The organism is Metabacillus idriensis (assembly GCF_009674765.1).
Classification (GTDB): Bacteria; Bacillota; Bacilli; order Bacillales; family Bacillaceae; genus Bacillus_P; species Bacillus_P idriensis.
Genome location: NZ_WKKF01000010.1, coordinates 80,492 through 105,824, shown reverse-complemented (window position 1 = coordinate 105,824; position 25,333 = coordinate 80,492). Strand labels below are relative to the sequence as shown.

30 protein-coding genes are annotated in these 25,333 nt (G+C 39.5%); 22 read left to right on the top strand and 8 right to left on the bottom strand.

The features are described 5' to 3' along the window. Nucleotides 1-251: 251 nt before the first annotated feature. Together GJU41_RS20280 and GJU41_RS20275 are read right to left on the bottom strand one after the other, a co-directional pair. Nucleotides 252-797: a GNAT family N-acetyltransferase gene (locus GJU41_RS20280; RefSeq protein ID WP_070875973.1), complete on the bottom strand. Its 546-nt coding sequence runs from the start codon at nt 795-797 to the stop codon at nt 252-254. 81 nt (nt 798-878) lie between these two features. Beyond that, nucleotides 879-3,941: an efflux RND transporter permease subunit gene (locus tag GJU41_RS20275; protein ID WP_154319401.1), complete on the bottom strand. Its 3,063-nt coding sequence runs from the start codon at nt 3,939-3,941 to the stop codon at nt 879-881. 299 nt (nt 3,942-4,240) lie between these two features. On the opposite strand from GJU41_RS20275, the gene GJU41_RS20270 reads away from it, so the two are divergent. The 3 genes from GJU41_RS20270 (at nt 4,241) to GJU41_RS20260 (ending at nt 7,419) form a co-directional block, all read left to right on the top strand. Then, entirely contained in the window at nt 4,241-6,097 is a 1,857-nt protein-coding gene (locus tag GJU41_RS20270; protein WP_154319400.1) for an LTA synthase family protein, read from the top strand. 117 nt (nt 6,098-6,214) lie between these two features. Continuing rightward, a complete protein-coding gene (locus GJU41_RS20265) occupies nt 6,215-6,685 on the top strand; it encodes a DinB family protein (RefSeq protein ID WP_154319399.1) in 471 nt (156 codons plus the stop codon). A gap of 209 nt (nt 6,686-6,894) precedes the next feature. Then, nucleotides 6,895-7,419 carry a DUF6886 family protein gene (locus GJU41_RS20260; RefSeq protein WP_154319398.1) on the top strand — a complete coding sequence of 175 codons (525 nt, stop codon included), beginning with the start codon at nt 6,895-6,897 and terminating at the stop codon, nt 7,417-7,419. Nucleotides 7,420-7,446: 27 nt separating this feature from the next. On the opposite strand, the gene GJU41_RS20255 is transcribed toward GJU41_RS20260, so the two are convergent. Next, nucleotides 7,447-8,631, bottom strand: a complete 1,185-nt coding sequence (locus GJU41_RS20255) for a styrene monooxygenase/indole monooxygenase family protein (RefSeq protein ID WP_154319397.1) — start codon at nt 8,629-8,631, stop codon at nt 7,447-7,449. A gap of 256 nt (nt 8,632-8,887) precedes the next feature. Here GJU41_RS20255 and GJU41_RS20250 point away from each other — a divergent pair, with 256 nt between their 5' ends. From GJU41_RS20250 to GJU41_RS20230, 5 genes are all read left to right on the top strand, one after another. Beyond that, nucleotides 8,888-9,883 (top strand): ABC transporter ATP-binding protein, encoded by a 996-nt coding sequence (locus GJU41_RS20250; protein ID WP_170292863.1) that lies wholly within the window; start codon nt 8,888-8,890, stop codon nt 9,881-9,883. 13 nt (nt 9,884-9,896) lie between these two features. After that, nucleotides 9,897-10,685, top strand: coding sequence for an ABC transporter permease (locus GJU41_RS20245; RefSeq protein ID WP_224771375.1), 789 nt, complete (start codon nt 9,897-9,899; stop codon nt 10,683-10,685). 12 nt (nt 10,686-10,697) lie between these two features. Beyond that, nucleotides 10,698-11,492 carry an ABC transporter permease gene (locus tag GJU41_RS20240; protein WP_070875967.1) on the top strand — a complete coding sequence of 265 codons (795 nt, stop codon included), beginning with the start codon at nt 10,698-10,700 and terminating at the stop codon, nt 11,490-11,492. Nucleotides 11,493-11,599: 107 nt separating this feature from the next. Beyond that, the gene (locus GJU41_RS20235) at nt 11,600-12,313 is read left to right on the top strand and encodes a YwaF family protein (RefSeq protein WP_154319396.1); all 714 of its coding nucleotides are present in this window, start codon (nt 11,600-11,602) and stop codon (nt 12,311-12,313) included. A gap of 190 nt (nt 12,314-12,503) precedes the next feature. After that, nucleotides 12,504-12,740, top strand: a complete 237-nt coding sequence (locus GJU41_RS20230; RefSeq protein WP_154319395.1) for a hotdog family protein — start codon at nt 12,504-12,506, stop codon at nt 12,738-12,740. A gap of 384 nt (nt 12,741-13,124) precedes the next feature. Here GJU41_RS20230 and GJU41_RS20225 read toward each other — a convergent pair whose 3' ends face one another. After that, nucleotides 13,125-13,247, bottom strand: coding sequence for a DUF4023 domain-containing protein (locus GJU41_RS20225; protein WP_070875965.1), 123 nt, complete (start codon nt 13,245-13,247; stop codon nt 13,125-13,127). 186 nt (nt 13,248-13,433) lie between these two features. Here GJU41_RS20225 and GJU41_RS20220 point away from each other — a divergent pair, with 186 nt between their 5' ends. After that, nucleotides 13,434-14,111: a hypothetical protein gene (locus GJU41_RS20220; protein ID WP_170292862.1), complete on the top strand. Its 678-nt coding sequence runs from the start codon at nt 13,434-13,436 to the stop codon at nt 14,109-14,111. On the opposite strand, the gene GJU41_RS20215 is transcribed toward GJU41_RS20220, so the two are convergent. Further along, nucleotides 14,108-14,281: a hypothetical protein gene (locus GJU41_RS20215; protein WP_154319394.1), complete on the bottom strand. Its 174-nt coding sequence runs from the start codon at nt 14,279-14,281 to the stop codon at nt 14,108-14,110. The genes GJU41_RS20220 and GJU41_RS20215 overlap by 4 nt on opposite strands. Nucleotides 14,282-14,430: 149 nt before the next feature. Between GJU41_RS20215 and GJU41_RS20210 the strand changes: the two genes are divergently transcribed. After that, nucleotides 14,431-14,607: a YozD family protein gene (locus GJU41_RS20210; protein WP_070875964.1), complete on the top strand. Its 177-nt coding sequence runs from the start codon at nt 14,431-14,433 to the stop codon at nt 14,605-14,607. Between the two features lie 105 nt (nt 14,608-14,712). On the opposite strand, the gene GJU41_RS20205 is transcribed toward GJU41_RS20210, so the two are convergent. Next, complete coding sequence (locus GJU41_RS20205; RefSeq protein ID WP_154319393.1) at nt 14,713-15,798, bottom strand: DUF2515 family protein; 1,086 nt, start codon at nt 15,796-15,798, stop codon at nt 14,713-14,715. Between the two features lie 97 nt (nt 15,799-15,895). Here GJU41_RS20205 and GJU41_RS24770 point away from each other — a divergent pair, with 97 nt between their 5' ends. The 8 genes from GJU41_RS24770 (at nt 15,896) to GJU41_RS20170 (ending at nt 22,085) form a co-directional block, all read left to right on the top strand. Beyond that, nucleotides 15,896-16,060, top strand: a complete 165-nt coding sequence (locus GJU41_RS24770; RefSeq protein ID WP_170292861.1) for a hypothetical protein — start codon at nt 15,896-15,898, stop codon at nt 16,058-16,060. Then, on the top strand, nt 16,060-16,878 hold the full coding sequence (locus GJU41_RS20200; RefSeq protein ID WP_154319392.1) for a serine/threonine protein kinase: 819 nt from the start codon (nt 16,060-16,062) through the stop codon (nt 16,876-16,878). The genes GJU41_RS24770 and GJU41_RS20200 overlap by 1 nt, the downstream gene beginning before the upstream one ends. After that, nucleotides 16,865-17,635, top strand: coding sequence for a sporulation protein (locus GJU41_RS20195; RefSeq protein ID WP_154319391.1), 771 nt, complete (start codon nt 16,865-16,867; stop codon nt 17,633-17,635). The genes GJU41_RS20200 and GJU41_RS20195 overlap by 14 nt, the downstream gene beginning before the upstream one ends. Nucleotides 17,636-17,834: 199 nt before the next feature. Next, nucleotides 17,835-18,296: a helix-hairpin-helix domain-containing protein gene (locus tag GJU41_RS20190; protein WP_070875961.1), complete on the top strand. Its 462-nt coding sequence runs from the start codon at nt 17,835-17,837 to the stop codon at nt 18,294-18,296. A gap of 180 nt (nt 18,297-18,476) precedes the next feature. Beyond that, on the top strand, nt 18,477-18,764 hold the full coding sequence (locus tag GJU41_RS20185; protein WP_070875960.1) for a hypothetical protein: 288 nt from the start codon (nt 18,477-18,479) through the stop codon (nt 18,762-18,764). Nucleotides 18,765-18,872: 108 nt separating this feature from the next. Beyond that, nucleotides 18,873-19,103 carry a hypothetical protein gene (locus GJU41_RS20180; RefSeq protein ID WP_070875959.1) on the top strand — a complete coding sequence of 77 codons (231 nt, stop codon included), beginning with the start codon at nt 18,873-18,875 and terminating at the stop codon, nt 19,101-19,103. A gap of 889 nt (nt 19,104-19,992) precedes the next feature. Continuing rightward, the gene (locus GJU41_RS20175; protein WP_154319390.1) at nt 19,993-21,033 is read left to right on the top strand and encodes a class I SAM-dependent methyltransferase; all 1,041 of its coding nucleotides are present in this window, start codon (nt 19,993-19,995) and stop codon (nt 21,031-21,033) included. 179 nt (nt 21,034-21,212) lie between these two features. Further along, entirely contained in the window at nt 21,213-22,085 is an 873-nt protein-coding gene (locus tag GJU41_RS20170; protein WP_154319389.1) for a sulfite exporter TauE/SafE family protein, read from the top strand. 45 nt (nt 22,086-22,130) lie between these two features. Here GJU41_RS20170 and GJU41_RS20165 read toward each other — a convergent pair whose 3' ends face one another. After that, entirely contained in the window at nt 22,131-22,904 is a 774-nt protein-coding gene (locus GJU41_RS20165; RefSeq protein WP_154319388.1) for a glycerophosphodiester phosphodiesterase, read from the bottom strand. 152 nt (nt 22,905-23,056) lie between these two features. Here GJU41_RS20165 and GJU41_RS20160 point away from each other — a divergent pair, with 152 nt between their 5' ends. The 3 genes from GJU41_RS20160 to GJU41_RS20150 are packed head-to-tail and all read left to right on the top strand — an operon-like array spanning nt 23,057 to nt 24,068. Continuing rightward, on the top strand, nt 23,057-23,200 hold the full coding sequence (locus tag GJU41_RS20160) for a hypothetical protein (RefSeq protein WP_154319387.1): 144 nt from the start codon (nt 23,057-23,059) through the stop codon (nt 23,198-23,200). 24 nt (nt 23,201-23,224) lie between these two features. Next, nucleotides 23,225-23,848, top strand: coding sequence for a phosphatase PAP2 family protein (locus GJU41_RS20155; RefSeq protein WP_154319386.1), 624 nt, complete (start codon nt 23,225-23,227; stop codon nt 23,846-23,848). A 52-nt stretch (nt 23,849-23,900) separates the two neighbouring features. After that, nucleotides 23,901-24,068, top strand: coding sequence for a hypothetical protein (locus GJU41_RS20150; RefSeq protein WP_154319385.1), 168 nt, complete (start codon nt 23,901-23,903; stop codon nt 24,066-24,068). 1 nt (nt 24,069) lies between these two features. Here the strand turns inward: GJU41_RS20150 and GJU41_RS24765 are convergent, their stop codons facing one another. Further along, nucleotides 24,070-24,213 carry a hypothetical protein gene (locus GJU41_RS24765; RefSeq protein ID WP_165970898.1) on the bottom strand — a complete coding sequence of 48 codons (144 nt, stop codon included), beginning with the start codon at nt 24,211-24,213 and terminating at the stop codon, nt 24,070-24,072. Nucleotides 24,214-24,393: 180 nt separating this feature from the next. Here GJU41_RS24765 and deoD point away from each other — a divergent pair, with 180 nt between their 5' ends. After that, the gene (gene deoD / locus GJU41_RS20145; RefSeq protein ID WP_070875955.1) at nt 24,394-25,095 is read left to right on the top strand and encodes a purine-nucleoside phosphorylase; all 702 of its coding nucleotides are present in this window, start codon (nt 24,394-24,396) and stop codon (nt 25,093-25,095) included. Nucleotides 25,096-25,333: the final 238 nt, after the last annotated feature.

The window sequence follows — 25,333 nt, the reverse complement described above, 5'->3', positions numbered from 1 at the left end:
TCTCTTCTTAAAGTTACCCAAAAATAAGACAATTACCAATTTAGAGTGGGAGCCTTGACAGTTTCGTTCATATCAGGAGGCTTCCATGCTCCCCGCGGAAAGCAAGTTCCTCTCGCTGCAAGGAACGGACAACTTTTATCATGTAAAACAACAATCTATGCGAAAACAGCCTTGATTTAAGATAGAAGAAAGTGAAAAAAATACGGTTTTATAGCGGATCAATAGCTGTTTGCCGGCGCTAACCGCTCTTCTTAATTCTGCTTCCATTCTTCAGCAAGCATGCCATAAACGGCATGGTCGACAAAATGATCATAGAGCCATTCAGCTTGTCTGATGGTTCCTTCATGCACAAAGCCAAGCCGTTCAGGAATGCTTCTGCTTTTACTGTTCAAAACAGCCGCCCGGATTTCAACTTTGTTCAAGTTGTATTCCTGAAAGGCTATATCGGTCAATGCTCCGGCAACTTTTGTCATGATGCCATTGCCCTGAAACTCTGACCCGAGCCAATAGCCGATATAAGCAGTTTTGTTCGACCAGTTGATTTGGTTGAAGCCTGCTGTTCCAGCAAGTTCGCCTTTATGTAAAATTACTGCATTCAAACTTTTATTTTCTGCATAAGCACGAAGACAGCCTTCAATAAAGGATTTTGTATCCTCCTGTTTTGTTGTGAAATCCAGCCATGGAAGCCATTCACGCAGGTGCTGTCTTGAATGATCGGTGAGGCTGAACAGCTTTTCTGCATCGTTTACATCCATTAATTTTAATGAAACTTCATCATCTATTTTATGTACGAACAAGGTAGATCCCCCAATCTGATTTTCTATTCTTTTACTATACTATGAAACAAAAAGGCTGCCAATAAAAGGCAGCCTAATTCATTATGCTTTTCTTCTTTTCGCACGGAGCTTATCAACTACTATATATAAAGCAGGGACGATCAGCAGCGTCAGAATCGTTGAGAAGAGGACTCCGGATACGATGCTGATTGCAAGCGGCTTGAATAATGGATCGTTGCTGAATGCTACAGGCAGAAGAGCCACTAAAGCAGTAAATGCCGTCAGAAGGATAGGACGTATTCTTGCTCTTCCGGCTTCCATTACAGCTTCCGTACGGTCATAGCCCGCTTTGATCCGCTGTTCAATAAATTCAAACAAGACGACAGAGTTTCGGACTACAATACCTGCAAGAGATACGATGCCCATTGTTGCCATAAAACTGAATGGAGTCTGTGTCACAAACAGTCCCGCGACAGCTCCTGCTACCGCTAAGTAAACCGTTCCAAGGACAAGCAGCGGCAGGGAAAGGGAATTGAACTGGAACGCAATCGTAATGTAAATCAGGACAAGTACGACTAGGAAGAGAAGACTGATTTCAATAAAGAACTGAGTCTGATCGTCATTTTCTCCGCCAAGTGTCAGGCTGTAGCCTTCATCAGTATATCGATCTTTAAACTCATCCACAATCGCTGCAACGTCTTTTTTAAACGTTTCCGATTTACCTGGATATGCTTTTAGTGTAATAGTCCGTTCGCCATTTTCATGGGGAATCGTTTGATATTGTTCAATTGTATCTGTATCCGCAAAGTCACTGAGTGGCGCTGTTTGCGGAACAGGATCTTCCGTTTGAAGAGGAACCTCGATTTCATCAAGCTGTATGCCTTCCTGATGAATTTCTGTATCCTGCTTTATCACTAAATCAATGTTTTCATTATCAGACTTGAAGGTGCCCATTGGGAGGCCTTCTGTTACTAAACGTATTTGATCACTGATGAATTTTGGGTCTAAACCATTTTCGGTTAATGCATCGCGGTCAAGATTATATTGAATTGATGACAGGGGTGCTTTTACATTATCAATAATCAAGCCGTTGTCAGCTTTCCGAATTTCACCTGCAAGCTCATTTTTAATATCATTTAGCTTGTCGAAGTCCTCACCGCTTAATTTCACGGTTACAGGTGCGCCTGTTGGAGGACCCTGTACGATTGTGGTTAAGAAAATTTCTGCATCAGGATATTTTTCCCTGAGGCCATGTGTGTTTTCTTCTATATATTGATCCGCCGTCACGGCTTCATTATCAATCCGTGCAACAATTTGACCTGTGTTTGGACCTGCGTTTTCAACCGTTTCACTAAAGAGGCCAGGTACGCCTGTACCGGTGAAAATCGCTGTTTCTTCGGTTTCTTTAATTTCAATCAAATCTTTTTCCAGCTCTTCTAGAACACTGTTTGTTTCTTCGAGCGTGTAGTCTGTGGGCATTGTGACAGTAACCGTGACTTCTTTTTTATTAGCTGATGGGAAAAACTCAAATGGCACGTAAAACGCCAGCAAAAAGATCAAAGATGTGGCGACAATTCCGCCCACGCCTATTATGACTGGACGCTTTACAATTTTCGCAAGGAGAGTATCCGCGTAAAAGTCAGACAGTTTTTTAAGCGGCTTTCCTAAAAAGCCCGGCTCTTTCTCGCTTGAGCGTATTTTCTTCTTATTTACCGCATATTGATAAACCGGAACAAGCGTCAGAGAGATAATCATAGATGCCACAACCGTTAAGATAAGAACGGACGGAAGCGACCGGATAAAGGAACCATTCGAACCTGAAAGCAAGGTAAGCGGCAAGAAGGCAAAAACGACTGCAAGCGTTGACGTGACAATCGAACCCCACACTTCTTTCACGCCATCTTTCGTTGCCTGCAGGGCATTTCCATTTTTCTGAAGCTTATATTGCCGCAAAATATTATCATTGACAACAATGGCATCATCTACCAATATACCAAGTGCGATAATTAGACCAATCACTGAAATTTGGTTCAAATCAACATCAAGAAACGGAAGCGGTATTGTCCCCAAGGTAATGGATAAGGGGATGGCGAGAGAAACGATAAACGCTCCGCTTAATGTTAATCCAAGAGTTGTAATCAAAATAACGGCAAGCACTGCAATAACTGCCTCTTTGATCAAATCATCAAAAATCGTATCAACATCTGCTTTTTGCGAGTAATACGTTTCGAGCTCTACTCCTTCAGGCAAATTCAGTTCATCCTTGATTTCCTTGTCTACTTTAGTAAAAGCAGCGGGAATATCAAGTCCTGAGTCAATCGTGACTGTAAATGAATAGGCAGGTTTACCGTTGTAAGAAACGATATCTTCCTTGTCTTTTTCCTCAAAAGCCAGTTCCGCGAGATCACCGACCTGTATTAGCTCTTTTGTAATCGGAGATTGGACGGCAAGCTCCTTAATTTGTTCGATATCTTTATATTGATTCAGCGAAAGGCGGACATTTTCTCCGTCTTGCTTCGTTTCACCGAGAGGCGTCGTTTTATACTCATTATTGATTGCCTCAATAACCGCTGAGACGTTCAGTCCGTTTTCAGCTAACTTATCACTGTCAAGCTTTATGATGGCTTCTTTTTCTTTAAAACCCTTAATCGTAACGCCTGATACACCGTCAAGATCCTGAACCTTTTCTCTTAATTTGAGGATTTCCTCTTGGCTCTCTTTTAATGAGTCCGCATTATCAGCAGTAAACATATAGGAACCTACCGGCAGTCCTGTGGCAGCCTTTTTCACTTCAGGATCAAACGCATCCTCTGGAAGTTTTGAGACATTGTCTGAGACTTTTTGTTTAATCTCACCAGATATTTTTTCAAAATCGCCGCTGTCATCCACTTCAATGATGACATTTGAAAATTCTTGTGCGGAAACGGAGTTCATGCTTTCAATGCCTTCTGAATTTTTGAGAGCATCTTCTAAAACCTCCGTCACATCACTTTCGACAGCCTCGGCATCTGCACCCGGATAAACAGTTGAAATGGATACAATATTGGCGGAAAACTCCGGCAATTCCCGTTTTGGAAGCTGATAAAATAAATACCCGCCAACTAAAATAATGACGAAAAATAAAATAATAATTAATTTTCCCCGTTTGAGAAAACTTTCGAACATAAATGGTGTCCTCCTTATTCTTTGGTCAAATTTGACTAAGAAAACTATATCATAAAATTTATTCATTTTTCATTCCTGAATGTGTTAAAGTTTTGTGAAGTTTTTGTATAAGCATAAATCCTTATACGGTTAAGTGGTTTACGCCGATGTAAATAATAGATGTCACATACTTTAACTGTTTGTAAAGGAATGTTAAGTTTTTGTTAAATTTGTCTTTATTAAGCTAGCTTGTTTTGCTATGATTAACTGAATATAAAGATCTATTTTTTTATTAATCTACGTAAAGGTGTGAATATAGATTGACATCAATAAACAGAAAGAATATGGTGCTTTTTCTTCTGACCATAGGGGTTATTACGGTTTTTTGGATGTTCAAAACCCTGTACTTTGTAAACGAACTGGAATTATCACCTCATAAGAAATATATCCTGCTTGCCTCTGCCGGTTTTGCTTTATGTTTAACAAGCCTCTTAGTAACTGGAAGATCGAAATTTAAATTCATCACCGCTTTCTTCATTTATTTCATCCTATCTTTTCTCCTATATGCAGACGCTGTGTATGAACGGTATTATGATGCCATTTTAAACGTAAAGCTGCTTGGACAGGCTGATCAGTTAGGTCATGTGAAAGATTCGATTATATCCCTTGTCTATCCGGCCGATTATTATTACTGGATTGATGTCGTTCTCTTTGCTGTTTTATTAAGCGTCTATTATGTGATCAAACAGGATGAACCCCGGAAAGCTTTCAGCAGAATTGCTTTTGCCGCTGGGGCTGCAGCACTATTGTTCACGTCTTTTTATCCTTTGAAAGACACATTTTCCGATCAATATAAAGTTTCCCTGACAGGTATTCTTCCTGCACACATTTACGATTTAAAACAAAATATGCTGAAACAGGCTTTTGCCAAGGAAACCTTCCTGAATGACAAAAAACAAGTAAAAGAGCTGCGGGCATACTTTAGTGAAAATCAGGAGCTGCAAAAAGAGTCACCTTATTACGGTAAATTTAAAGGGAAAAACGTTGTCGTTGTTCAAGCGGAATCTTTAAACACGTTCCCGGTTGGAATGAAAGTGAACGGGGAAGAGATTACGCCAAATCTGAACAAATTGATTGGAGAAAGTCATTATTATCCGAACGCCTATCTGCAAATAGGTCGCGGAAACACATCTGATGCTGAATTTGTTTCCAATAATTCTTTGTATCCGATGGCACCTAAAGGTGTATATAATGCTTATCCTTTTAACGAATACATGTCACTCGCAAATGTATTAAAGCGTGAAGGCTATTCAACAAGTGCGACACATGGCAATAATCCCGATTTCTGGAATCGTCATCAGGCTTATCCGGAACAGGGATATCAAACGTTTTATCATAAGAATCATCCGAAAATTAAAGCCGATGAAATGATTGGGCTTGGTATTTCAGATGAAAGCATCTTTAATCAAATGGCTGAGATTTACACGGAAGACAAAAAGCCTTTCTATAACTTCATTGTCTCGCTTACAAACCATCGTCCGTTTGTTATGCCGAAAGATTATCAATATTTAAATCTTCCAAAAAGATTTGAAGGTACAAATACAGGTCATTATTTGCAGGCTACAAAATATTTCGATGAGACAATTGGTCTATTTATCGAAGATTTGAAAGAGAAAAACCTGTGGGATGATACAATCTTTGTTGTGTATGGCGATCACTATGGACCGCTTCCAATGGATAAAGAGGAAATTGGTAAGCTGCTTGGTGTTGATTTTAATGAAAAAGAACAATTCAACATCCCGCTGATCATTCATCATCCAGAGCAGACAGAGGGGATTGTCAATGAAGTAACTGCGAGCCAGATGGATATCTTTCCAACGATTACGTCATTGCTTGGAATTGATCAGAAGCTGATTCAGTTCGGGAAACCGCTTGATGCTGAACATGAGGGCTTTGCGGGCTTTGCATATGAGACGACCCGCTATTCTTTCTACTCGGATGACTATGATTACATTGCTTCACATGATGGGGTCTTTTCATCTGGTAAATGCATTGATAATCAAACTAAAAAAGAAACAGACATTGAGGCATGCAGAGAGAACTATAACAAGTTGTATAAAGACATCGAATTATCAACGATGTTTTTGGAAAATGATCTAATTAACAAGCTATATTAACCTTTTGAAATCAGCTGCTTTATTCTAACGAATAGAGCGGCTTTTTTTTCTTGTAGAGGAATGGTAATTAGCCGATAATTAATTAAAAGAGGTAACAGGTGAGGAGGAGTTTAACGCTTGAATCCATATGTTAAAAATGCCTTGCATCAAATTGTAGTGGCCATTGATACGATTATTAAAATTATTGATACGCTAGAAGATAGTGATCTGATGAAAAGGCCGACAGCTGACAAACATTCAATCGGAGAACTGCTTGAACACATGGCGATGATCTGTCAAGCGGATCTGCTGATATCTGATGGAGCAAGCGGGGATGAGATGGCCAGCTTTTATTCTTTTTATACTTTAAATAACCTTCAAGACATAAAAGAAGAATTGATGAAGAATTACAATCTATTATCAGAACGGTTCAATCAATTTAACGAAAGAGAACTTCATCAGAAAATGACCTCTTATTGGGGAACCGTATATACCCGGTTTGAATGGCTGCTGGAAATTTCAGCTCATTTGTATCATCATCGCGGCCAGCTGCACGCGATGCTCGTGCATTGTTATGACAAAGATCCTGGGGTGCTGATGTTTGAGTAAGGAGAAGGTGTTAGCGAATGCAGCAAAAAAAGCTGCGCAACATGAAAAAAAATACTGCAAACCGTGCTTAATAAACATTTATAAAGAAACAGATCGAAATTCATACCTCCATACCCAATTTACGGCGTCAAAACTGATTTAGCAATACGAAAAAACAATAATCTATAAGAAAACAGCCTTTTAAAAAAAAGAATAGGAGCCCTAAAAAAATGCTGTATCACTTTAGTGAAGATCCTTCTATAGACATATTTAAACCGAGGCAATCTGCCTCTTTTCCAAGTCTTCATCCAGTAGTCTGGGCAATAGATCAGGAGCACGCACTTCACTATTATTTTCCGCGCGATTGTCCAAGGGTTATTTATTGGAAGGGTGAAAAAACGACGGAAGAGGATTCAGCCAGATTCTTTGCAGAGAGTATAGCAGATAAGATTATTGTCATTGAAACCTCATGGCTTGAGCGGATCCGAAGGACAAATTTATATCTATATTCATTTAATCCGGGATCATTCGAGCTGTTTGAAGGAGCGAAAACAGCCGGATACTATGTATCCAGTGAAGAAGCTGTTCCGATTAAAGTTGAGCCTGCAGGAGATTTACTGGAGAAGCTTCTGAAGGAAAACGCCGAGCTGAGGTTTACTCCAAACTTATATCCAATCCGCAATCATATTCTTTTATCTTCTTTGGATTTTTCCATTATTCGCTTTCGTAATGCCGCTAGAATGAAAGAAGGGTGAACCGCTGGGATTCACCCTTCCTCTTACTTAAGAACTGGATTTTGCTGCTTGAAAAATATCCTGATAAGCAGTTCTTGGATCAGCAAACCAGCCGGCAATTCGATCGGCTTTTGTCTGATCCTTTGAACCTTGAAGGAGCTGTTCGATAACATGCTCAGGCAAAGGCATTGTCATCGCGTTTGTCCATTCTGTCACTTGCTTGACAAATGGTTTCGTTCTCTTCCAATATGACTCCCCTAGCTGTGCATTCCAAGGATCATTTTTGAATTCAATCAACGTCTCATAGAGTTTTTCAGCGCAATAAGAAGAAAGATTGCAGCCTTGTCCTGTAATTGGATCATTCAGAAACACGCTGTCTCCGCACCCAACTGCCAATTTATTTTTTATTAGGGTATAAGGCTTTCGAATAACGGATGTGATCGCCGTTTGAAGGTACCCTTTTTCGTCATTCAATGCAAAGTTTGCCTTGTCCATACGGCTTGCAATTTCCGGGAAAAAGTCATCTAAAACCGCCCTCATTTTTAGAGTGAATTCATCTGATGATCGGATTGCTCTAAATACATCTAATTTCCTGTCTTGAATGGCCATAACAAACAAGATTGTTACTGGCCCTTTATTTGTTAATGCAGGTATTTCAAACATTTCGCCTTCCCCTGGCAGAATGGCTACATTTATTCCTTGAGGTGTAAGCGGCTCTATGCCATTAAAGTATCCAACGATGCATTTTCTATGAGGTATATGAAAGGGTGATAAATCTCTCTCAATCGGAAAGGGGAAAAGGGGACCTTTTTTACCAGTACAGTCAATAACCAAGTCAAATTCTTCAATTATTTCATTGATATTCTCATCATTAATTTTTTTTAATAGAATATTTACCTTACTGGCTTCTAGTTCCTCCATGCAATGTGAAAAATAGAAGCGCTGATCAACAGAAAGTGCAGGTTCAGTAAGCATTCCAGCAAACAGCTTTTGCTGCCCGATGGTTATATGGATGCTTTCAATGAGTGTTTGTGCACTCCATTTTGGCATGGAAAATCGACTTTCTCTTTCAAGTGTGGAGCCAAAATGCACTTGTGTAGACTGAATTCTGCCATTTCTGATTTGTTCGGGTGTGCGATGAGAAATCACTGTCACATCAAAATCTTTTTTAAGAGCATAAGCCAGATGAAGACCTGCTGTACCGCTGCCAACTATACAAATCCGCCTATTCATGCCTCTCACTCCTCAAATTCACGGTTAGTATATATAGTGAATTTTACCATTTGTACAACTTTGTCACATTCTACTATAGTCGGATTTTGTACAGGGATTATTGGCCGGAGAAAAAACTGCGTACATCTATTTATCTACTAAAATACAGTTCGATTATTCCATGTAAGCGCATAAAAAATGATTTACAAAAATTTCAAATCATTCTATAATTTTATAGTTAAATAGAGACTCTGATTCTGAAAGGGGGAATCAAACAGTGATTGAAGTAAGAGATTTAAAGAAGGAATACAAGCTGGTGAAACGGGATCCGGGTCTTAGAGGCGCGATGAAATCCCTTTTCAAACGGACTTATGTGACGAAGACAGCGGTAAAAGGGGTTAATTTTAAGATTGAAAAAGGGGAAATGATTGGCTATATCGGCGCTAATGGAGCAGGAAAGTCGACAACGATAAAAATGCTGACAGGCATTCTGACGCCTTCTTCCGGTGAAGTAAAGGTAGGAGGAATTGTTCCCTATAAAAACAGAAAACAAAATGCAAAGCAGATTGGCGCCGTTTTTGGCCAAAGGACCCAGCTGTTTTGGGATATTCCGGTTTCTGAGTCGTTTGATTTGCTGAAGCACATTTATGAAGTTCCGGAAGAGCAGTACCAGGAGACACTGGGGCTATTTACAGAGGTGCTTCAGCTGGAACCGCTGCTGTCCATTCCCGTGAGACAGCTGTCATTGGGGCAAAAAATGAGATGTGAGCTTGCAGCTGCATTTTTGCACAGACCTGATGTCGTTTATTTGGATGAGCCGACCATTGGTCTTGATGTTGCAGTAAAGGTGAGAATCCGCAAATTTATTAAAGAAATGAATGCGCGATTTGGAACGACTGTTCTGCTTACCACCCATGACATGCAGGACATTGAAGAAATCTGCAATCGAATCATTATCATCGATAATGGTGCGATTTTATATGATGGGGATTTGCATGCCATTAAAGACAAGTTTGCAGCGAAGAGAGAAATCCATTTTGAAGTAAAAAATGTGCAATCGTTTTCATATCCCCAGTCTATAAAAGAACGGGTGGAAATGAGCATGATTGATGAAGAACAGCAGCAGAAGGTGATACTTGCTTTTTCACAAAAACAAATCTCTGCATCAGAAGTGATTTCAGCTGTTCTTGCTGAAAATGAAATTATCGATCTTTCGTTAAATGATCCCAAGATAGAGACGATTGTGGAAGAAATATATAACCGCGGACTTTAGGGGGGTATGAGAGTTGACAAAATACTTGATGTTCGCCAAATCCCAAATGCAGATCAATACAGCTTATTCTGCATGGTATTGGGCCGGAACAATCTCATCTGTCATGCGCCTGATGATTATGTTTTATTTCTGGCATGCCGTATATGCGGGCAAGGACATGATCCAAAATTTGACGCTTCAGGATATGCTGACCTACATCGTTGTTGCGATGTTCATTCAAGGCTATGTATCAGGTGCAGGCAATGAGCTTGCACAAGAAATTAGACATGGAAATATCGCCATTGAACTAATGAGGCCTTATGATGTGATTTTTAAACTGATTTTTATGGACTTTGGAGGAAAAATCACTCACTTATTCAGAGAAACTCTTCCGCTGATGGTCATCGCATTTATCTTTATACATATTACAATTCCTGCTTCGCCTGAAGCTGCGATTTTATTTGTAATCAGTGCCGGTCTTGGCATTTGGATTGGAACATTTTTTGATTTGATGATCGGGATTGTCGCTTTTTGGACAGTAAACGTATGGGGTCTTCGGGTTTTGAAAGAAGGAGTTATTACATTTTTCTCAGGAGCGCTCGTTCCGATTACTCTTTTTCCAGGATGGCTTGAGACAATCAGCTCTTACTTGCCGTTTCAGGCAATGGTATTCACGCCTGTGTCTATATATACAGGGATTATTGATGGGCAAGATGTATATCTGGCCGTGCTGATCCAGCTTGGATGGTGCCTTGGGATGTTCCTTGTCATGAAGCTGATTTGGGCTCAGGCAATTAAAAAGGTAACGATTTTTGGCGGGTAAGGGGGCGGAATTATGCTGAAACGATATGCAAAGCTATATTATATTTTTGCTAAAAATCATATAAAAGTAATGATGGAGTACAGAGTGGATTTTTTTATCGGTGTGATCAGTGTTATGCTGCAGCAGTTTGCAAGCATCTTCTTTGTAAAAGTTGTCTTCGACCATATTGAGCAAATCAATGGCTGGACATTTTATGAGATCTTATTTATTTATGGAATCGCAGCTGCGGGAAGATCGCTGCATCATATTTTCTTTGACAATTTATGGACCCTTGGCTGGCAGTATGTCCGCCCGGGGCAAATGGACCGGCTCTTAATCAGACCGATTAATCCGCTTTTCCATGTATGTGCTGACAGACTGCAGCAGGATGGTCTCGGACAGCTTGCCATTGGAATCATTATTTTGGCAACTGCTTTTCCGCATTTGGACCTTATATTCGGGGTGATGGACTGGGTCATGCTTGTAATAATGATTATCTCAAGCGGTCTGATCTACATCGCCATTAATTTATTCTTTGCCACGTTTTCGTTTTGGATGGTTGATAGTCTTCCTGTTGTCTATGCGGTTTTTAATTTAAGTGAATTTGCGAAATACCCGCTTACCATATATAACAAGACCATTCGCGTATTTTTGACATGGATCATTCCTTATGGTTTTACCGCCTTTTATCCGGCAGCTTGGTTTTTGGACCGAAATGGATACACATTTGTCGGTGCAGTCTCGCCTTTGGTTGGAGTGGGGAGCATTGCACTTGCTTATGTTTTCTGGCTGTACGGTCTTCGGGCATATGCGAGTACAGGAACGTAATAGAGGATTCTGAGCTGACTTTGGGTCAGCTCGTTTTTTTTGCACTGCTTTTCAGCATAGACTTGTCGCTATTGCCGCAAACTAATGAGAAAAACGGAGTGGCATGAATGAACGAATACTTTCAGCACGACCCACAACTTGAAGATTTCCGTTTGTTTTCAGCGGAACATATATGGACATTGGCTATCATCCTTTTTCTGACTGTGCTTCTAGTTGTTTTTAAGGAAAGGGTAAAATTAATAAGAGGCCCCGTCCGTATTGCATTCGCAGTTCTTCTTTTTCTTTCCATGTTTGTGCAGCAGCTGTGGCTGATAAGCGAAAGGGCATGGACACTCAAATCTTCACTTCCGCTTCAGCTCAGTGATCTTGCTGTTCTCCTGGCCATCATTATGCTGATGGCTAAAAGCTTCAGAATGTTTCAGTTTCTGTATTTTGCGGGAATTGCAAGCTCGATTCAGGCCATACTTACACCGGACCTTGGGCCGTTTTCTTTTCCGCATTTTCAGTATGTCGTTTTCTTTTTGTCACATGGAGGAGTGATTCTTGCATGCTTATTTATGATACTGGCCTATCACTTTCTTCCATCCTGGCGCTCTTTGTGGATTTCGGTGCTGATCGTCAATGTATATGCCGGCTGCATTTATCTTTTTAATAAAATTATCGGCTCAAATTATTTATATATCATGAAAAAACCTGAGAATGCCTCTCTTTTAGATTTCCTTGGGAATTGGCCGTGGTATTTGCTATGGATGGAGGCTTTTATGATTGCGAGTTTTCTCTTTTTATATGGGTGTATTAAGCTTAAAGAACAAAGATCTTGATGAAAAATGGGTGTATAGAAGGCATGCTGGTTCATGATAGTATGAATATCTATTTCAGATGTGGATTTAACACAGGGATTCAAGACGTTTGTTGATTTACTCGCTGAAACGGGTGAAATACTTTCCAAATTTCTTCTTTAACTTGCGGGCCTTGGTAAGATACTTGCCAATTTAGCGGAAATACTGGCATATGAACAATACCGCACCAATTTCTTATTTTGAAGAAGCACGAATTGAATTCTTTAAGCACGCAGGTCTTATGGATAATTGGCTGAAAAAAGACGGAGAGCTGATTCCTGTCGTTGCAGATATTCAGTGTGATCTTTTTTCCAAAAACCTCCTAGATGATAATGCGGGACCGTTTTCTATCCAATTAATATTCACAGTCAAAACAAAATCCCCTAAAAAGTCAAAAAGGAACTTTTAGGGGATTTGCTTTTCTCAATGTCCAGCTCAATCGCCTAGCCCCTCGGCCAGAACAAATTCTCCCAAAAAGGCGAAAACCGGAATTTTTGGGTGAATTCTTATCTGTCTGTCGGAGCTAAACGGGGTTTTCGTAATACACATTGTCCAGCTCCGCCTCCTAGCCCCTCGGCCAGAACGGAACAGCCAGCAAAGGCAAAAAGCGCCTTCACTGGCTGATCCTTATCTGCCTGCCTGAGTCTGACCAGTCGGCTCCGCTTTTCTATTTGTCCAGCTCCATCGCCTAACTCCTCGGCCAGAACGGCTCCGTCTGTAAAGGCAAAAAGCGCCTTTTCAGCCGGATCCTTATCTGTCTGTCGGAGCTAACCAGGCGATTCCGCTTTTCTATTTACTTATTCGTCTTATTAGGCTTTTTCTTTCCCGGGTTTCCTTTGCCCTGGTGCTGTCTGTTTTGTTCGTCTTTTTGCTGTTTTTCGTGTAAGTCTTGAACGAAATTAGTTGTGTTTTCCATAAAAAAAGACCTCCTTGAATGATTGCTTATTTTTACTGTCTCCAACTGTCGCGAAAAAATGAGTCACTTAAGTTGAAATTGGATATTATTTTAGAAAATCCTTTGTTGATTTGCCTATTACGCATTGGTGTTGAGCGGCATATACTATTCTAACTTTTATGAATCGCGGCAGAGGAGGATCTTTTAGTGAACAAAAAAATTCCGAAGTATAAAGTCGGTGATATTGTCGTGATTGTTATGTATAGTACGGTCGGAACGGTCACAAACGTTCATCAAATCGATCAGCATTATCTATATGAAGTGAATCACAGCGAGATTTTATACTTTGAAAACGCGATCCAGCTTTACTCAGAATACAACGGAAAAGTCATTGATTCCGAAAAAATAGAAATTGAATTTCAGTATCATATTGGAGATATTGTACAAGTAAAGGGCTATGATGAAGAATTGTTCAAGGTCGTCGGATTTCGGACAGAAATCTGGAGATATACAGAAGATGGCTGGGAAGATATTATCTATGAGCTCATGCGCATCAACGACGGGGAATGGCTTGAAGCATCCGAGGAAGAACTTGTGTTCGTTATGGGGAAAAAACAGGCAGGCACATTTGTGCAGCAGCTGAGTCTGATGCATATTGTTTCTCCAGAAAGCAAAGCGATGGAACAGCTCCTTGCCAAAGAAAAGCTGCCAAAGCAAGAACCGGCTGTACGCAAAACAAAGCGAAGCAAAAGAGATATTGTTGATGAACTTCTTGATATATACAACGATTATTTATCATTGTACGAAATATTTGGCGATGCTGAGTATAAAGAAATGATGGATTTTATCATCGATAGTTTAAATAAATATACAAAGGATCACTAAGAAATCAATGAAATCAGCAAATAAATAAAATACGGCACACACCCAAATATCATGGCTCCCTGCAGGAATTTAATCGTTTGCTCAAGCAAATGATCAAATCCTTCACCGTCTATAAATTGAAGGACGCTGTTTTCATTTTCTTTTTTTGAAACCGCTTGTAAGTTCTTCATTTCATTCATCTCCTCTTTGGCTTGTCCATTTACTTCAAGGTATGCAGGAAGGGACAGATTATGAACAAGAAAATTTATTGAAAGCTTATTCATTCCAGACATAGTTTTGAAAAAAGGGACATATAAACAATTACTAAGGGGGCGATGTTGTGAAAGAAATTGAAGTTATTATTGATACAGAAGAAATGGCAGAATTCTTTTACAATGAGCTGACGAAAAGGGGATTCATTCCCTCAGAACTAGAACTGGATACAATAGCAGATATCGCATTCGATTATTTACTCGAAAAATGCATAATTGATGAAGATTTGGAAGACATAGAATAAACGACGAGGGTTCTCGTCGTTTTTTAAGTTTTAAGCAGGCATAAAAGTTCTGCGCTTTGATGTCTGCCTGCGCTACCCAGGCGATTACGCTTTTTTTACATCAATTCATAAGATTTTTTTCGTAAACAATTGGAGTGAGCCCAGTTTAAGCAAATCCATTTTTACATTCTTTGTCATGTCCTTATAAGTGCCTGTTTGCTGAAATGCGTCAAATTCTGAGATCTGCTCTGTATTTAGCAGCCAATCGCTGTATCTTTGAAAAGGATGGGGAACATCTTCCCACACTTCCTGCAGTTTTGGGCTCTGAATTTTAAGCTTCTCTTTATTTGGAGTGAAGAGGTGAGGCCAGTAGTCGCTTCTGGAGCCTGTATGAGGCGTATATTTTGAAAAAAACAAGGCTTCTTTAAAGACGGCTGGATGGAAAAGTGTTTGATAAAGTGTCTTGCCTATTTTGATTCTTGCTTCAGGTTTAATAAAGTTTTCTACTTCCGTACCTGCAAGCGAATATTTAGTATCATAAAAATGCTTTTTGTAAGGAAAAACAACCTTTGTAAGTCCGCATTTTTCCTGCACCGCATAAGGGAATGTTTTCAAGATGGAGGAGTTTGACACAAGCTGTTTCTCCACATAATTTTGTTCGTTTGTAATTAAGGCAAGGGTAAGAACGTCAGATTGTCTCTTTTTAAAAAACAGCTCCCACATTGGTTTCATAAATCGCGAAACATTTAATGCCGGCAATAAATGAAAAAGAGGCCTCCCCGATAAAAGGCTTTTTTCGTATAACAGCAGCTGAGGATAGGCATCATGGAAAATGAGGGCGTTTGCGGTTTCAAGAAATTGAAAAATTGCGGCCATTTCTTTTTCAGGCAGAAACTGCCCGACGAGTCCATTTTTCAAATCGGTCATGCTGTAGCCTCCGTTTCTTGACACCATATGTGCAAGAAATGCCCAATGAATTTCAGGGTGTTTGATATAAAAAGCTAAATAAGCTTCTGTTCTTGTCAGGTTATTCCTGTTCAGCGCGGCAGTCTGAGCTTTTATTTCCTGAACGGCAAGTCTGTCTTCACCGTATAGTACAAGGGGACTTTTCATTTCCAAAGACTCTGACAGAGTTTTTTCCAGGTTTACTTTTTCTGCATTGGGTAAAAGGACAGGTAATGCTTTTTTCTTAAAAAGCGGGAGGATCCTCATATTAGCCAGCTCCTATATCCGTGCCTCCTACTTACATATGAAAAAGCTGAAACTTTTGTTCTTATGAAACGTAGTAAATAAGGAAAGAGGGATTAATATGTTAAAAAAACTGATCAATTCATTTTTAGGGAAAAAATCACATCGCAGATACAGCAGCAGTGACCGCAGGAACAGACATTACTCAAATCCCGCAAAATATGGCCATAAGCATTATAAGCGGAAATCTGGATCAAGCCGTTTTTCAAGATCTTACAGCAGTTAATGAGGAACCTGTTATTAAAGTATGGGGAAAGGCCGTTAAAACCAGGCAAGACGATTAACAGCAAATATCTCATAATAAAAGTGCTGGGCAAGGGCAGCTATGGCATTACGTATCTTACCAAAGATCTTCATGATCAAAAGTATGCCGTTGTAAAGCAGCTTAGAGCGTATAAAGCGCGTTCAGGCAAAGGGCTGCAGTCATTCATGCGGGAGGCAGATATTCAATCAAACCTTTGTAATGCAGCATTTCCCGATTTTTACGAATCCTTTCAATGGGAGAAGAAACATTTTATTTCAATGGAGTTTGTAGAAGCCGATACCTTCGAGGATTTAATATTTATTCAGAAAGAATCATTTGGAGAGAAGGAATCCTTTCATATATTGTTGAAAGTATTAAAGGCTATAAAGATTCTTCATGACAATGGAATTGTTCACAGGGATCTAAGAATACCGAATATTCTCATGAAAAATCAATCCATTCATATTATTGATTTTGGATTAGCAAGAAGACTGAGTGATTCTAGAGAAGTATGTAAATCGGAAACAAAATACTCCGAAGAAAAGATGCTTTTCAGAGAGGTTTCCTATCAAAGCGATTTTTTTGCTTTGGGACATTTCGTGCTTTTTTTATTGTATTCAGGCTATGTTCCTTCTTCCGGAAAGAACAGAAGCTGGGAAGATGAACTTGAATTATCAGCACTCGGCAAAGAAATTATAAAACGGATGCTCAAGCTTCTAAAGCCATATGATTCAATCGATGAGCTTATGGAGGAAGTATTGAAGTGTGCGGATGGGAGAGAGCAGAATGTCATTTTTTAATAAAATCCTTTCAAGTGTCGGAATAGGTGCAGCGAAGGTAGATGCACGTTTAGCTTCTGATAAAATTGTATTGGGTGAAGAGCTGAAAGGGATCATTCACGTTCAAGGCGGAGACATCGAACAGCAAATCGATGAAATCTATCTGTCTCTTCAAACAACCTATTTAAAAGAATCAGATGATAAGAAATACCATCAGACTGCCACTATTACAAAGGTGAAAATAAATGAACCATTTGTGATTATGGCAAATGAAATAAAAGAAATTCCTTTTGCTTTTCCATTGCCTTCCGATACACCTATCACCCTTGGCTCCTCAAAGGTTTGGCTTGAAACAGGCCTTGATATTAAAGGCGCAGTTGATCCGAGTGATAAAGACTTTTTAGAGGTGGCACCGCCGCCGCTCGTGCAAACCATCTTTTCCGCACTGAGAGACCTTGGCTTTAACCTGAGAAAAGTAGAAAACGAGGCAGCTCCCTATCATTTGCGAAAAAGACTGCCATTCATTCAGGAATTTGAATTCTATCCAACCGCAGGGCCATTCCGCGGGAAGCTCGATGAACTTGAAGTCGTTATTTCTAATGTAAGCCAACAGGGCGTAGAATTGCTGCTCGAGGTAGATCGCCGGGCAAGAGGACTTGGAGGCTTTTTATCAGAAGCACTCGAAATGGATGAATCGCTGGTAAAAGTCATGATCACCAACCCGGATCAGGCAGCAATCAGAAGAACGCTTGAAGATGTCATTCAGCGGTATAGTTAAACAAAGTGACAGCAGTGAAGCGTTTATTCACTGCTGTTTTTTGATGGCTGTTTTCAAATAGATTTTTTTTTCGATTATAAATGTTGTCCGTTGCTTTCCGCTCCACTTAGGTTTTAAACATTTTGTCTTAAAGCAACAAAGTTTACGAAAAGAGCCTCTTTGATTTGCTTATTATACTGAAAAGGAGAGAAGAACAAAAATGAAACAAAAATCTCCCAAGCTTCCGCTTACTAATAAAGAGAGGGAACAGCTGAGAAAGAACAAAATAAAACGAACTGAGATAAAAGAGATGAAACCAGCCGAATTAGCTGCTTTAATTGATGTTCCAAACGAACGTGCACGGGAATTGATCGGACATGCTGTCTTTCAGTCAATTCCATCAGTTGGCCCAAAGCTTGCCCATAATCTAGCTGTGGACCTTTGTTTCTCGTCTTTAGATGAAGTAAAGAACAGGAGAGGGGAAGAGCTTGTTCACGAACTTGAGAAAAAATACGGAGTGTGGATGGATCCTTGTGTAGAAGATGTCATGCGATGTGTGGTTCATCATGCGAATCATCCGGACAGTGATAAAAACTGGTGGGATTTTACCGCGGAGCGCAAAAAATACAGGGAAAGGTTCGGTTATCCTGATGACCGCCCTGTTAAGGCATGGCATGAGTAAAGAACCCCTTTTCCATCCTCTTTTCAGCAGGAAAAACTGGTCCATTTTAAGAGAACAGACAAAAAAAGAGCAGTCCGAAACGAATAGTATAGTAAGGCAATTCATTTCTGACTGAATGAAAACGATTTGTCATCAATATTAGATACTGTTAAAGCGTTACATTTTAAGGAGGATGCAGCCATGATCTACGAAATTGAAATCGGCACAGAAAAAGGGAAGTTATCTTTAGTTACTCTCGGAATAGAGAAAAAAGATGTCATTAAAAGCTTGCAGACTGACCGCTTTTTTATTGGCTACACGCATACTGGCCTTACATTTGGGTTAAATGCCAATGAAATCATGTCATTTGATATTCAAAAAAGAGAAACAGTCTCAAGCATGCTGGCAGCAGCTCTTACAGAGGAATACGGCGAAGAAACAGCTGAAAAATTTCCGTTTTTGTCTTCGACACTATTAGAAACAGTTTAAACTTAGCAGAAATAATAAATAGATACAGCAGGTTAATATCGACAAACTATATACATAAAGAGAAACGAAGCGAGCTCTGTGCTTCTTGTAAAAAGGGAAGGGTTGAAAGTGGATATGTGTGAAAATCTTTGGACTAGAAAGTATACAGTATTGGATAAAACGCGGGAGCAATTAATCAAGGACCTGGAAATTCAGGCTGCTTATTATCCATATATAGATGCTGCTAAACAGCGGATTCAGGATACGGGGAAATTTGGACCGGTGCATGATGCAGCAGACCGCTTCCTTCAATATTTAGAGGAAGAATATCAGTCTGTGGAAACGCAAACAACTGAATAGACCCGCTGAAGGCGTTTCTATTTTTAGAAACGTCTTTTTATAGGGCTTTTTTCGCATTGTTTTAGTAATAAATTCACCCGTGAAGGACTCAAAAAAAGCACAAAACAAAACGCTGTCTATGTATACAGAACATAAACAGCGTCTTATCTTGAATCAAACATATTCACTTTTTTGTTCTTTCCTTTCTTACTAATAACCATTCGTTGCTTTGAATCAATTGATTTCTTTCAATTAATGTCTTGCACGGATTCGATCAGTTTATTCGTATGCTTTTTTGATTTCCCCACATGCCCACATGGTGCGAAAATAGTTTTCACGGGCTATTTTCATCTGCATCATGATCTTAGCATGCTTCGCTCACCGTCGTCATTGGAATCATCCCCTCAGTCAGATTTCCGTTTCCCCGCATATCCACACATCTCAAAATCAGTTTTCACGGGCTGATTTTTTGCCAGATGTGATTCTGATATGCTTCGCTTACCGTCGTCATTGGAATCACGCCTTCCTATGAGTGAGTAAATTCATCTTAACAAAATCTTTACAATAACTAAACATTCAGAATAATCTGTATAAGGTCAAATAAAGCGATTACAACTGGTTAATCACCCAATTTCTCTGTTTTTCGTAGTTTTTCAAGGTTTTTTATTATTTTTTAGAAAATAGTGACCTCCCAGATCGATAGGACAGAGAACATGTAATTTAAATAAATCATGTTCTAAATAATCAATTAAAGATAAGATTCGCACACAATGAGTGGATGCATAAAAACATCTCCCGTCCAGTAATCAAGTAAAATGATCATCGGCGCCGGGCGCTGAACAATTCATTGCTAATACGGACAAAGGTTGATAAAATTAACTTAAAATTCAGAATACAATGGAGGTTTTCCATGCCGACAGAAGCTGCTGTACGTCCCTTTACAGAAAGTGATATTGGAAAAACGGCTTTATCTGAAAGTTTTAAGATTGATCTTCGCACCTATACGGAGGAAGAAAAAGACGAGCTTTTTTCAGCAAACCTGGTGCGGGATTGGTCGCTCCTTACGTGGAAGGACGTTGGAAAGCCATACGAAGTCAAAACATATGCTAAAGATCGAAAGGAATGGGAAAACGAAAATCAAAAGCCGATGCCCGTTCATACATCCTGGCAGTACTTTAATAAATCGTTCCATGAATGGTTTGTAAAAGATGTACCTGAAGAAATGAATGTTTTAAACGATGAACTGAAGAAAAACTTTGCTGCATTCCGTCCGGCAAAGGTTAAGGAAGTTCTAGGTAAATCTATGAAACTCAGGCTTTGGAATTATATTCACCGCATTGAAGATGGCATTTGGGATCCGCGGGGGAAAAGAGCTTTGTTTGAGGGGCTGCATGTATCAAGGCCAAGAATTCTATTTTTAGGTGCTGCAGAAGGCTATGAGGCGATGCAGCTTGCTGCCATGTATCCTGCCGGTGAAATTGTCATGGTGGACTATGATCCTTTTTGCCGGGACAGCCGGTTTGCCGAATTTCCTCGGCATTATCCTTTTTTAGGTGAAAACCCTGTGACTGGCGCATTAAAAGTTTGGTATAAGAAGGATTTTAATATCACTTATCTAGTTGAAGATATTCGCAAACTTCCATTTGGAAAGGAATTCGATATCGTTATCAGTGTAGGGATGATTGAACATTTTCCGGATGAGCAGAAACCAGAATCGATTGATTGGCACAGAAAGTTTTTGAAAGATGGAGGATATGCGATCTTAACAACTCCCAGGGCTCAGCTGAAGTCCAAATTATATTATCAAATAATGGCTGATGTCATGAACCATACATACAGGGAATTAATGACGATTCAGCAAATGGGAATGTATGTTTATGAAAACGGTTTCGATATCTTAAGACACGGTTTTATTAAAGTTCATAACGGCATAATTGCCAGACCGCGTTAACTAACCGTTTGATTAAGGCTGAAGATTTCAGCCTTTTTTTAATGAACACTTTGAAGAATTTTCGCCTATCATAATTTTCATTCTAAAATTATACTTCTATTCTGAAAATAAGGCATGACCTTTTCTTTTGCAGCACCCATCGATAAAATAAGAGATGAGTTTTAAATCTGCTTTAAGGTGTGATTCTTATTTTCATTCTTTTTATCGCAATGGGACTGCTGATTGGGATTTTATCCGGGTTTTTTGGTGTTGGCGGCGGTTTTATTTTAACGCCTGTCCTGCTGCTGATGAATACTGAGCCAATCACAGCCATAACGATCAGTTTATTATATACAATCGGTACATCGCTTTCGGGGATGTTTGCGCATCTTAAAATGAAAAACGTGAGATGGAAAGAAGCTTTCATTATTGGTTTAAGCGGGATGGCAGCAACACAGGCAGCCAATCCTTTCGTTTATTTCTTAAATCAACATGGTTATGATGATGCTGTGATTCCGCTGGCATATATTCTCCTGTTGAGTTATTTTGGCTGGAGCCTGCTATTTAGGAAGAAAACGAAGAATAGTAAAGGAAAGCCAATTAAGAAGTGGGCAATTGTTCTTTTGATTCTTACTGGAGCAATAGGCGGATTTATCTCAACACTGCTTGGTGTCGGGGGAGGGTTTATCATCGTGCCGCTGTTGATATCGTTATCCGGTTTTCATCCAAAAGACGCAATAGGGACAAGTCTTCTAAGTGTTTTATTTATTGTCAGCATAGGCTTTATTACATATTTCGTAAAATCTCCGATTGATTTATCGACTGGGGCTTTACTGATTGCAGGAGGACTTGCAGGGGCTCAGGCCGGAGCTTATATGACTGACAAATTTGAACATGCAGAAATGAAATTGCTTCTGGGGATGCTGTATTTTTTCACAGCAATAAGTGTAGGAATGAAACTGATTGGGTTTGAGGTATTGGGAATGGTCATTCTGTTTATATTTATAGGGTTATTATACATAAAAATGGCAGCGTCCCTTATCACCCGCCGAAAAAAAATCCGTTCTAGTTGAGCGGATTTTTTATATAAGCCAAATTGGGAGTTGTATTTCTGACTGCTAATCAAACCTTTCCCTCACAACAACACCATCTACAGCTAGTCTTTTTACGTTCTTATAATCATATTTATTGTGTATGCCCCAAATATACAGAGTCAGCTTCGCCCTTTTGGCCTGCTGATAAAAATAAAGATTCAGGCACCGTTTATGCAGAGTGATAAAATCAATTTCTGCACCTAGCTCGTTTAACTGATGATAGGGAATTGGATAGGAAATGACGAGTCCTTTGTTTATTTGCGGCAGCAATGTGTTTAAAAGCATGATGCTCTTTAGTTCAGTGGATTGTATAGAGAGCGAAGATAATTCGCGGGGAGAGTAGGCGTTTAAAATCGAATCAGTTAAGACTTTTTCAATGCCTGGATATAAAGAGGGGCGTTTTAAATCAATCAGCAGATGATGATCATTCTTATATTTTAAAAAAACCTCATCGAGTGTAGGGATTTGCTCACCTTCAAACGATTCGTTATACCACAAGCCAGCATCAAGATCCTTTAGCTCTTTCAGCGTCAGATCTGCTATTTTTTCATCAAGACCTGCTGTTCTTTTGAGGGAGATGTCGTGCATCACGATTAAATGTTTGTCCTTGCTCATTTGAACATCAAGCTCAATCATATCAAATCCTTCACGTGCGGCCCTATCAAATGATGACATCGTATTTTCGGGGGCCTGCGATGAGAGTCCTCTATGTGCAATCAGGAGATTTCCGCCTGCGGCTTGTGAATCAGCCGCCAGGGCATAATGGACAATAAAAGAAAGAAAAAAGATGAGGGTCACGAGATATCTCAGTTAAATCACCCTTTCTGACTGAAACTGAGTCTTTTATCCTACTATATGCCATTAATGTACAAAGCGTTTATGTGAATGTTTCTGCGTCTTTTTTGAAAACATAATAGGGTGACAACTTTTTTTATAAAGGAGGAACTTCTATGGCGCATAAACATCAAAATAGTGCTGAGCAAAAGGCAAAAAAACAGCCTGCAAAGCATCAGGAAGAGTTTTCAGCTGAGATTGCTCATAAAGCAAAGCCGGCTCCTGGACATAAAGAACAAAAAAAACATAAAAAAATCTAGGGATGCAGCGGGGGAGGAGAAACATTGAAAAATATTGCACTTTTTCTTTTTCTTTTTATATTTTTCGCTGTACTTTACCGGGTGGATGGCGTACAGATGCTGGATAATTCGGTTGTAAGAGGTGCGGAAGAATTTCGAAATGACGCGTTTACTTCTTTTTTTATTACCATCAGTGATATTGGTTCGATAAAAGTGGAATATCCCCTCATGATAATCGCATCTATTTTTCTTTTGTTTTTCAGAAAATTTTTGCCTGTTTTCTTTTTATGGGGCACATTTTATTCCATTCGTTTTATCAATGTTGAGCTGAAAGATTTTTTTCACCGTGAAAGGCCATCGTTTGATGCTGTTATTCATGCCGCTCATTACAGCTTTCCAAGCGGTCATGCGATGAATTCAACTGCATTTTATGGCTTTCTTTGTTATTTAATCCTTGAAGGCACTTCTGCAAAGGACCGCAAAAGAAAATGGTGGATTTGTATGACTGCTGTCCTTGTCGGATTAATCGGAATAAGCAGGATTTACCTTGGCGTTCACTACTTATTTGATATATTAGCGGGGTTTTCTGCAGGAATGGTATGGCTTCTTATCCTAATAAAAATGTATGAAACGATAAATTCTAAAATTGACAAAATTAGACGAGCTTAGATGAAGGAAATTTGCTTTTTTTTCCTCTAATACATATGGGTGATGACTAGAAGTGGGATTTGACATGGTGTTAAGTCTTTTGGCAGCAAAAAAAATGTGCCATACGAAGCAAGGTGTGGTCAAAGTTAATATTAGCTATTATCCGGCGGCTGGAAGAAAATTAACAGGATTCATCTCAGATGAAGAAAGGCAGCGATCTGACATCGCTGCCTTTCTTTAGTTTAAAGGTTATGGCCAGGCCCATTTTTACGTTTGGCTGAAGTTTCTTCTTTGCCGTGTGCATTTTCCTCTGCTTCAATTGCTTCAGGCGGTATATGATTGTTCTTTTTCTGTCCATTGATGCGATTGCGATGTTTTTTGCCCAAAAGTAATCCCTCCTTGTCCATTCTATTTTTCACATAATGAGCGATTTTCACTACAGTAAATAAGTTTCATGTATAAGATGCAGGGTAAATCGGAAATGTAGAAGGAGAAATGATTTTTTAGCGCAGATTATGGTATATTGAAAAAGCACCTTTTTATACATATAACTGGAGGTATGAACAATGAGTGTTCACATAGGAGCAAAACCAAATGAAATCGCAGAATCCATTTTATTGCCTGGAGATCCGCTTCGTGCTAAATATATAGCAGAAACGTTTTTAGAAGATGCAGTATGCTATAACGAAGTACGCGGCATGCTCGGATTTACTGGAACATACAAAGGCCATCGCATCTCTGTACAGGGTACAGGAATGGGTGTTCCATCCATCGCCATTTATGTTAATGAACTTATGCAAAGCTATAATGTTCAAAAATTAATCCGCGTTGGAACATGCGGTGCGATTCAGCAGGATGTTAAAGTAAGAGATGTGATTCTTGCAATGAGTGCATCAACCGATTCTCAAATGAACAGACTGACTTTCGGCGGAGTAGATTATGCACCGACAGCAGATTTTGAATTACTGAAGCATGCATATGATGCTGGAACTGAAAAAGGGTTAAAATTAAAAGTCGGCAACGTCTTTACAGCAGATATGTTCTATAATGACAATTCCGAGCTTGAAAAATGGGCAAAATACGGTGTTCTTGCAATCGAAATGGAGTCAGCAGCACTTTATACTCTTGCAGCTAAATTCGGCCGCCAGGCATTATCCGTGCTGACAGTAAGCGATCACATATTAACTGGCGAAGAAACAACATCTGAAGAGCGTCAAACAACGTTCAATGAGATGATGGAAATTGCTTTAGAGGCAGCAATTAAATAAATGACTTTGCTGGAAAGTGTTAAATCCAAAAGCCAACTTTTTACTAAAGAATGATCACAACAAACTTTAAGAAAAGAGCATAAAAAGAAGCGCGCGAAAATTTTTTCGTGCGTTTTCTCTTTTTTTCGACAAGATCTGCCACAATTGACAGATATAGTTTTTCTCATTTTAGGCAATAGTGATAAAATGAAACCATGAAAGATATACAGGCAGGTAGGGTGAACTAATTTTGAACTTT

Coding starts and splice junctions, on each gene's coding strand:
- GJU41_RS20240 (WP_070875967.1), top strand. CDS start 10,698: ATGCTGAAACGATATGCAAAGCTATATTATATTTTTGCTAAAAATCAT.
- GJU41_RS20260 (WP_154319398.1), top strand. CDS start 6,895: ATGCTGTATCACTTTAGTGAAGATCCTTCTATAGACATATTTAAACCG.
- GJU41_RS20275 (WP_154319401.1), bottom strand. CDS start 3,941: ATGTTCGAAAGTTTTCTCAAACGGGGAAAATTAATTATTATTTTATTT.
- GJU41_RS20230 (WP_154319395.1), top strand. CDS start 12,504: ATGAACAATACCGCACCAATTTCTTATTTTGAAGAAGCACGAATTGAA.
- GJU41_RS20255 (WP_154319397.1), bottom strand. CDS start 8,631: ATGAATAGGCGGATTTGTATAGTTGGCAGCGGTACAGCAGGTCTTCAT.
- GJU41_RS20205 (WP_154319393.1), bottom strand. CDS start 15,798: ATGAGGATCCTCCCGCTTTTTAAGAAAAAAGCATTACCTGTCCTTTTA.
- GJU41_RS20225 (WP_070875965.1), bottom strand. CDS start 13,247: ATGGAAAACACAACTAATTTCGTTCAAGACTTACACGAAAAACAGCAA.
- GJU41_RS20235 (WP_154319396.1), top strand. CDS start 11,600: ATGAACGAATACTTTCAGCACGACCCACAACTTGAAGATTTCCGTTTG.
- GJU41_RS20175 (WP_154319390.1), top strand. CDS start 19,993: ATGCCGACAGAAGCTGCTGTACGTCCCTTTACAGAAAGTGATATTGGA.
- GJU41_RS20215 (WP_154319394.1), bottom strand. CDS start 14,281: ATGAAGAACTTACAAGCGGTTTCAAAAAAAGAAAATGAAAACAGCGTC.
- deoD (WP_070875955.1), top strand. CDS start 24,394: ATGAGTGTTCACATAGGAGCAAAACCAAATGAAATCGCAGAATCCATT.
- GJU41_RS20195 (WP_154319391.1), top strand. CDS start 16,865: ATGTCATTTTTTAATAAAATCCTTTCAAGTGTCGGAATAGGTGCAGCG.
- GJU41_RS20190 (WP_070875961.1), top strand. CDS start 17,835: ATGAAACAAAAATCTCCCAAGCTTCCGCTTACTAATAAAGAGAGGGAA.
- GJU41_RS24770 (WP_170292861.1), top strand. CDS start 15,896: ATGTTAAAAAAACTGATCAATTCATTTTTAGGGAAAAAATCACATCGC.
- GJU41_RS20185 (WP_070875960.1), top strand. CDS start 18,477: ATGATCTACGAAATTGAAATCGGCACAGAAAAAGGGAAGTTATCTTTA.
- GJU41_RS20200 (WP_154319392.1), top strand. CDS start 16,060: ATGAGGAACCTGTTATTAAAGTATGGGGAAAGGCCGTTAAAACCAGGC.
- GJU41_RS20160 (WP_154319387.1), top strand. CDS start 23,057: ATGGCGCATAAACATCAAAATAGTGCTGAGCAAAAGGCAAAAAAACAG.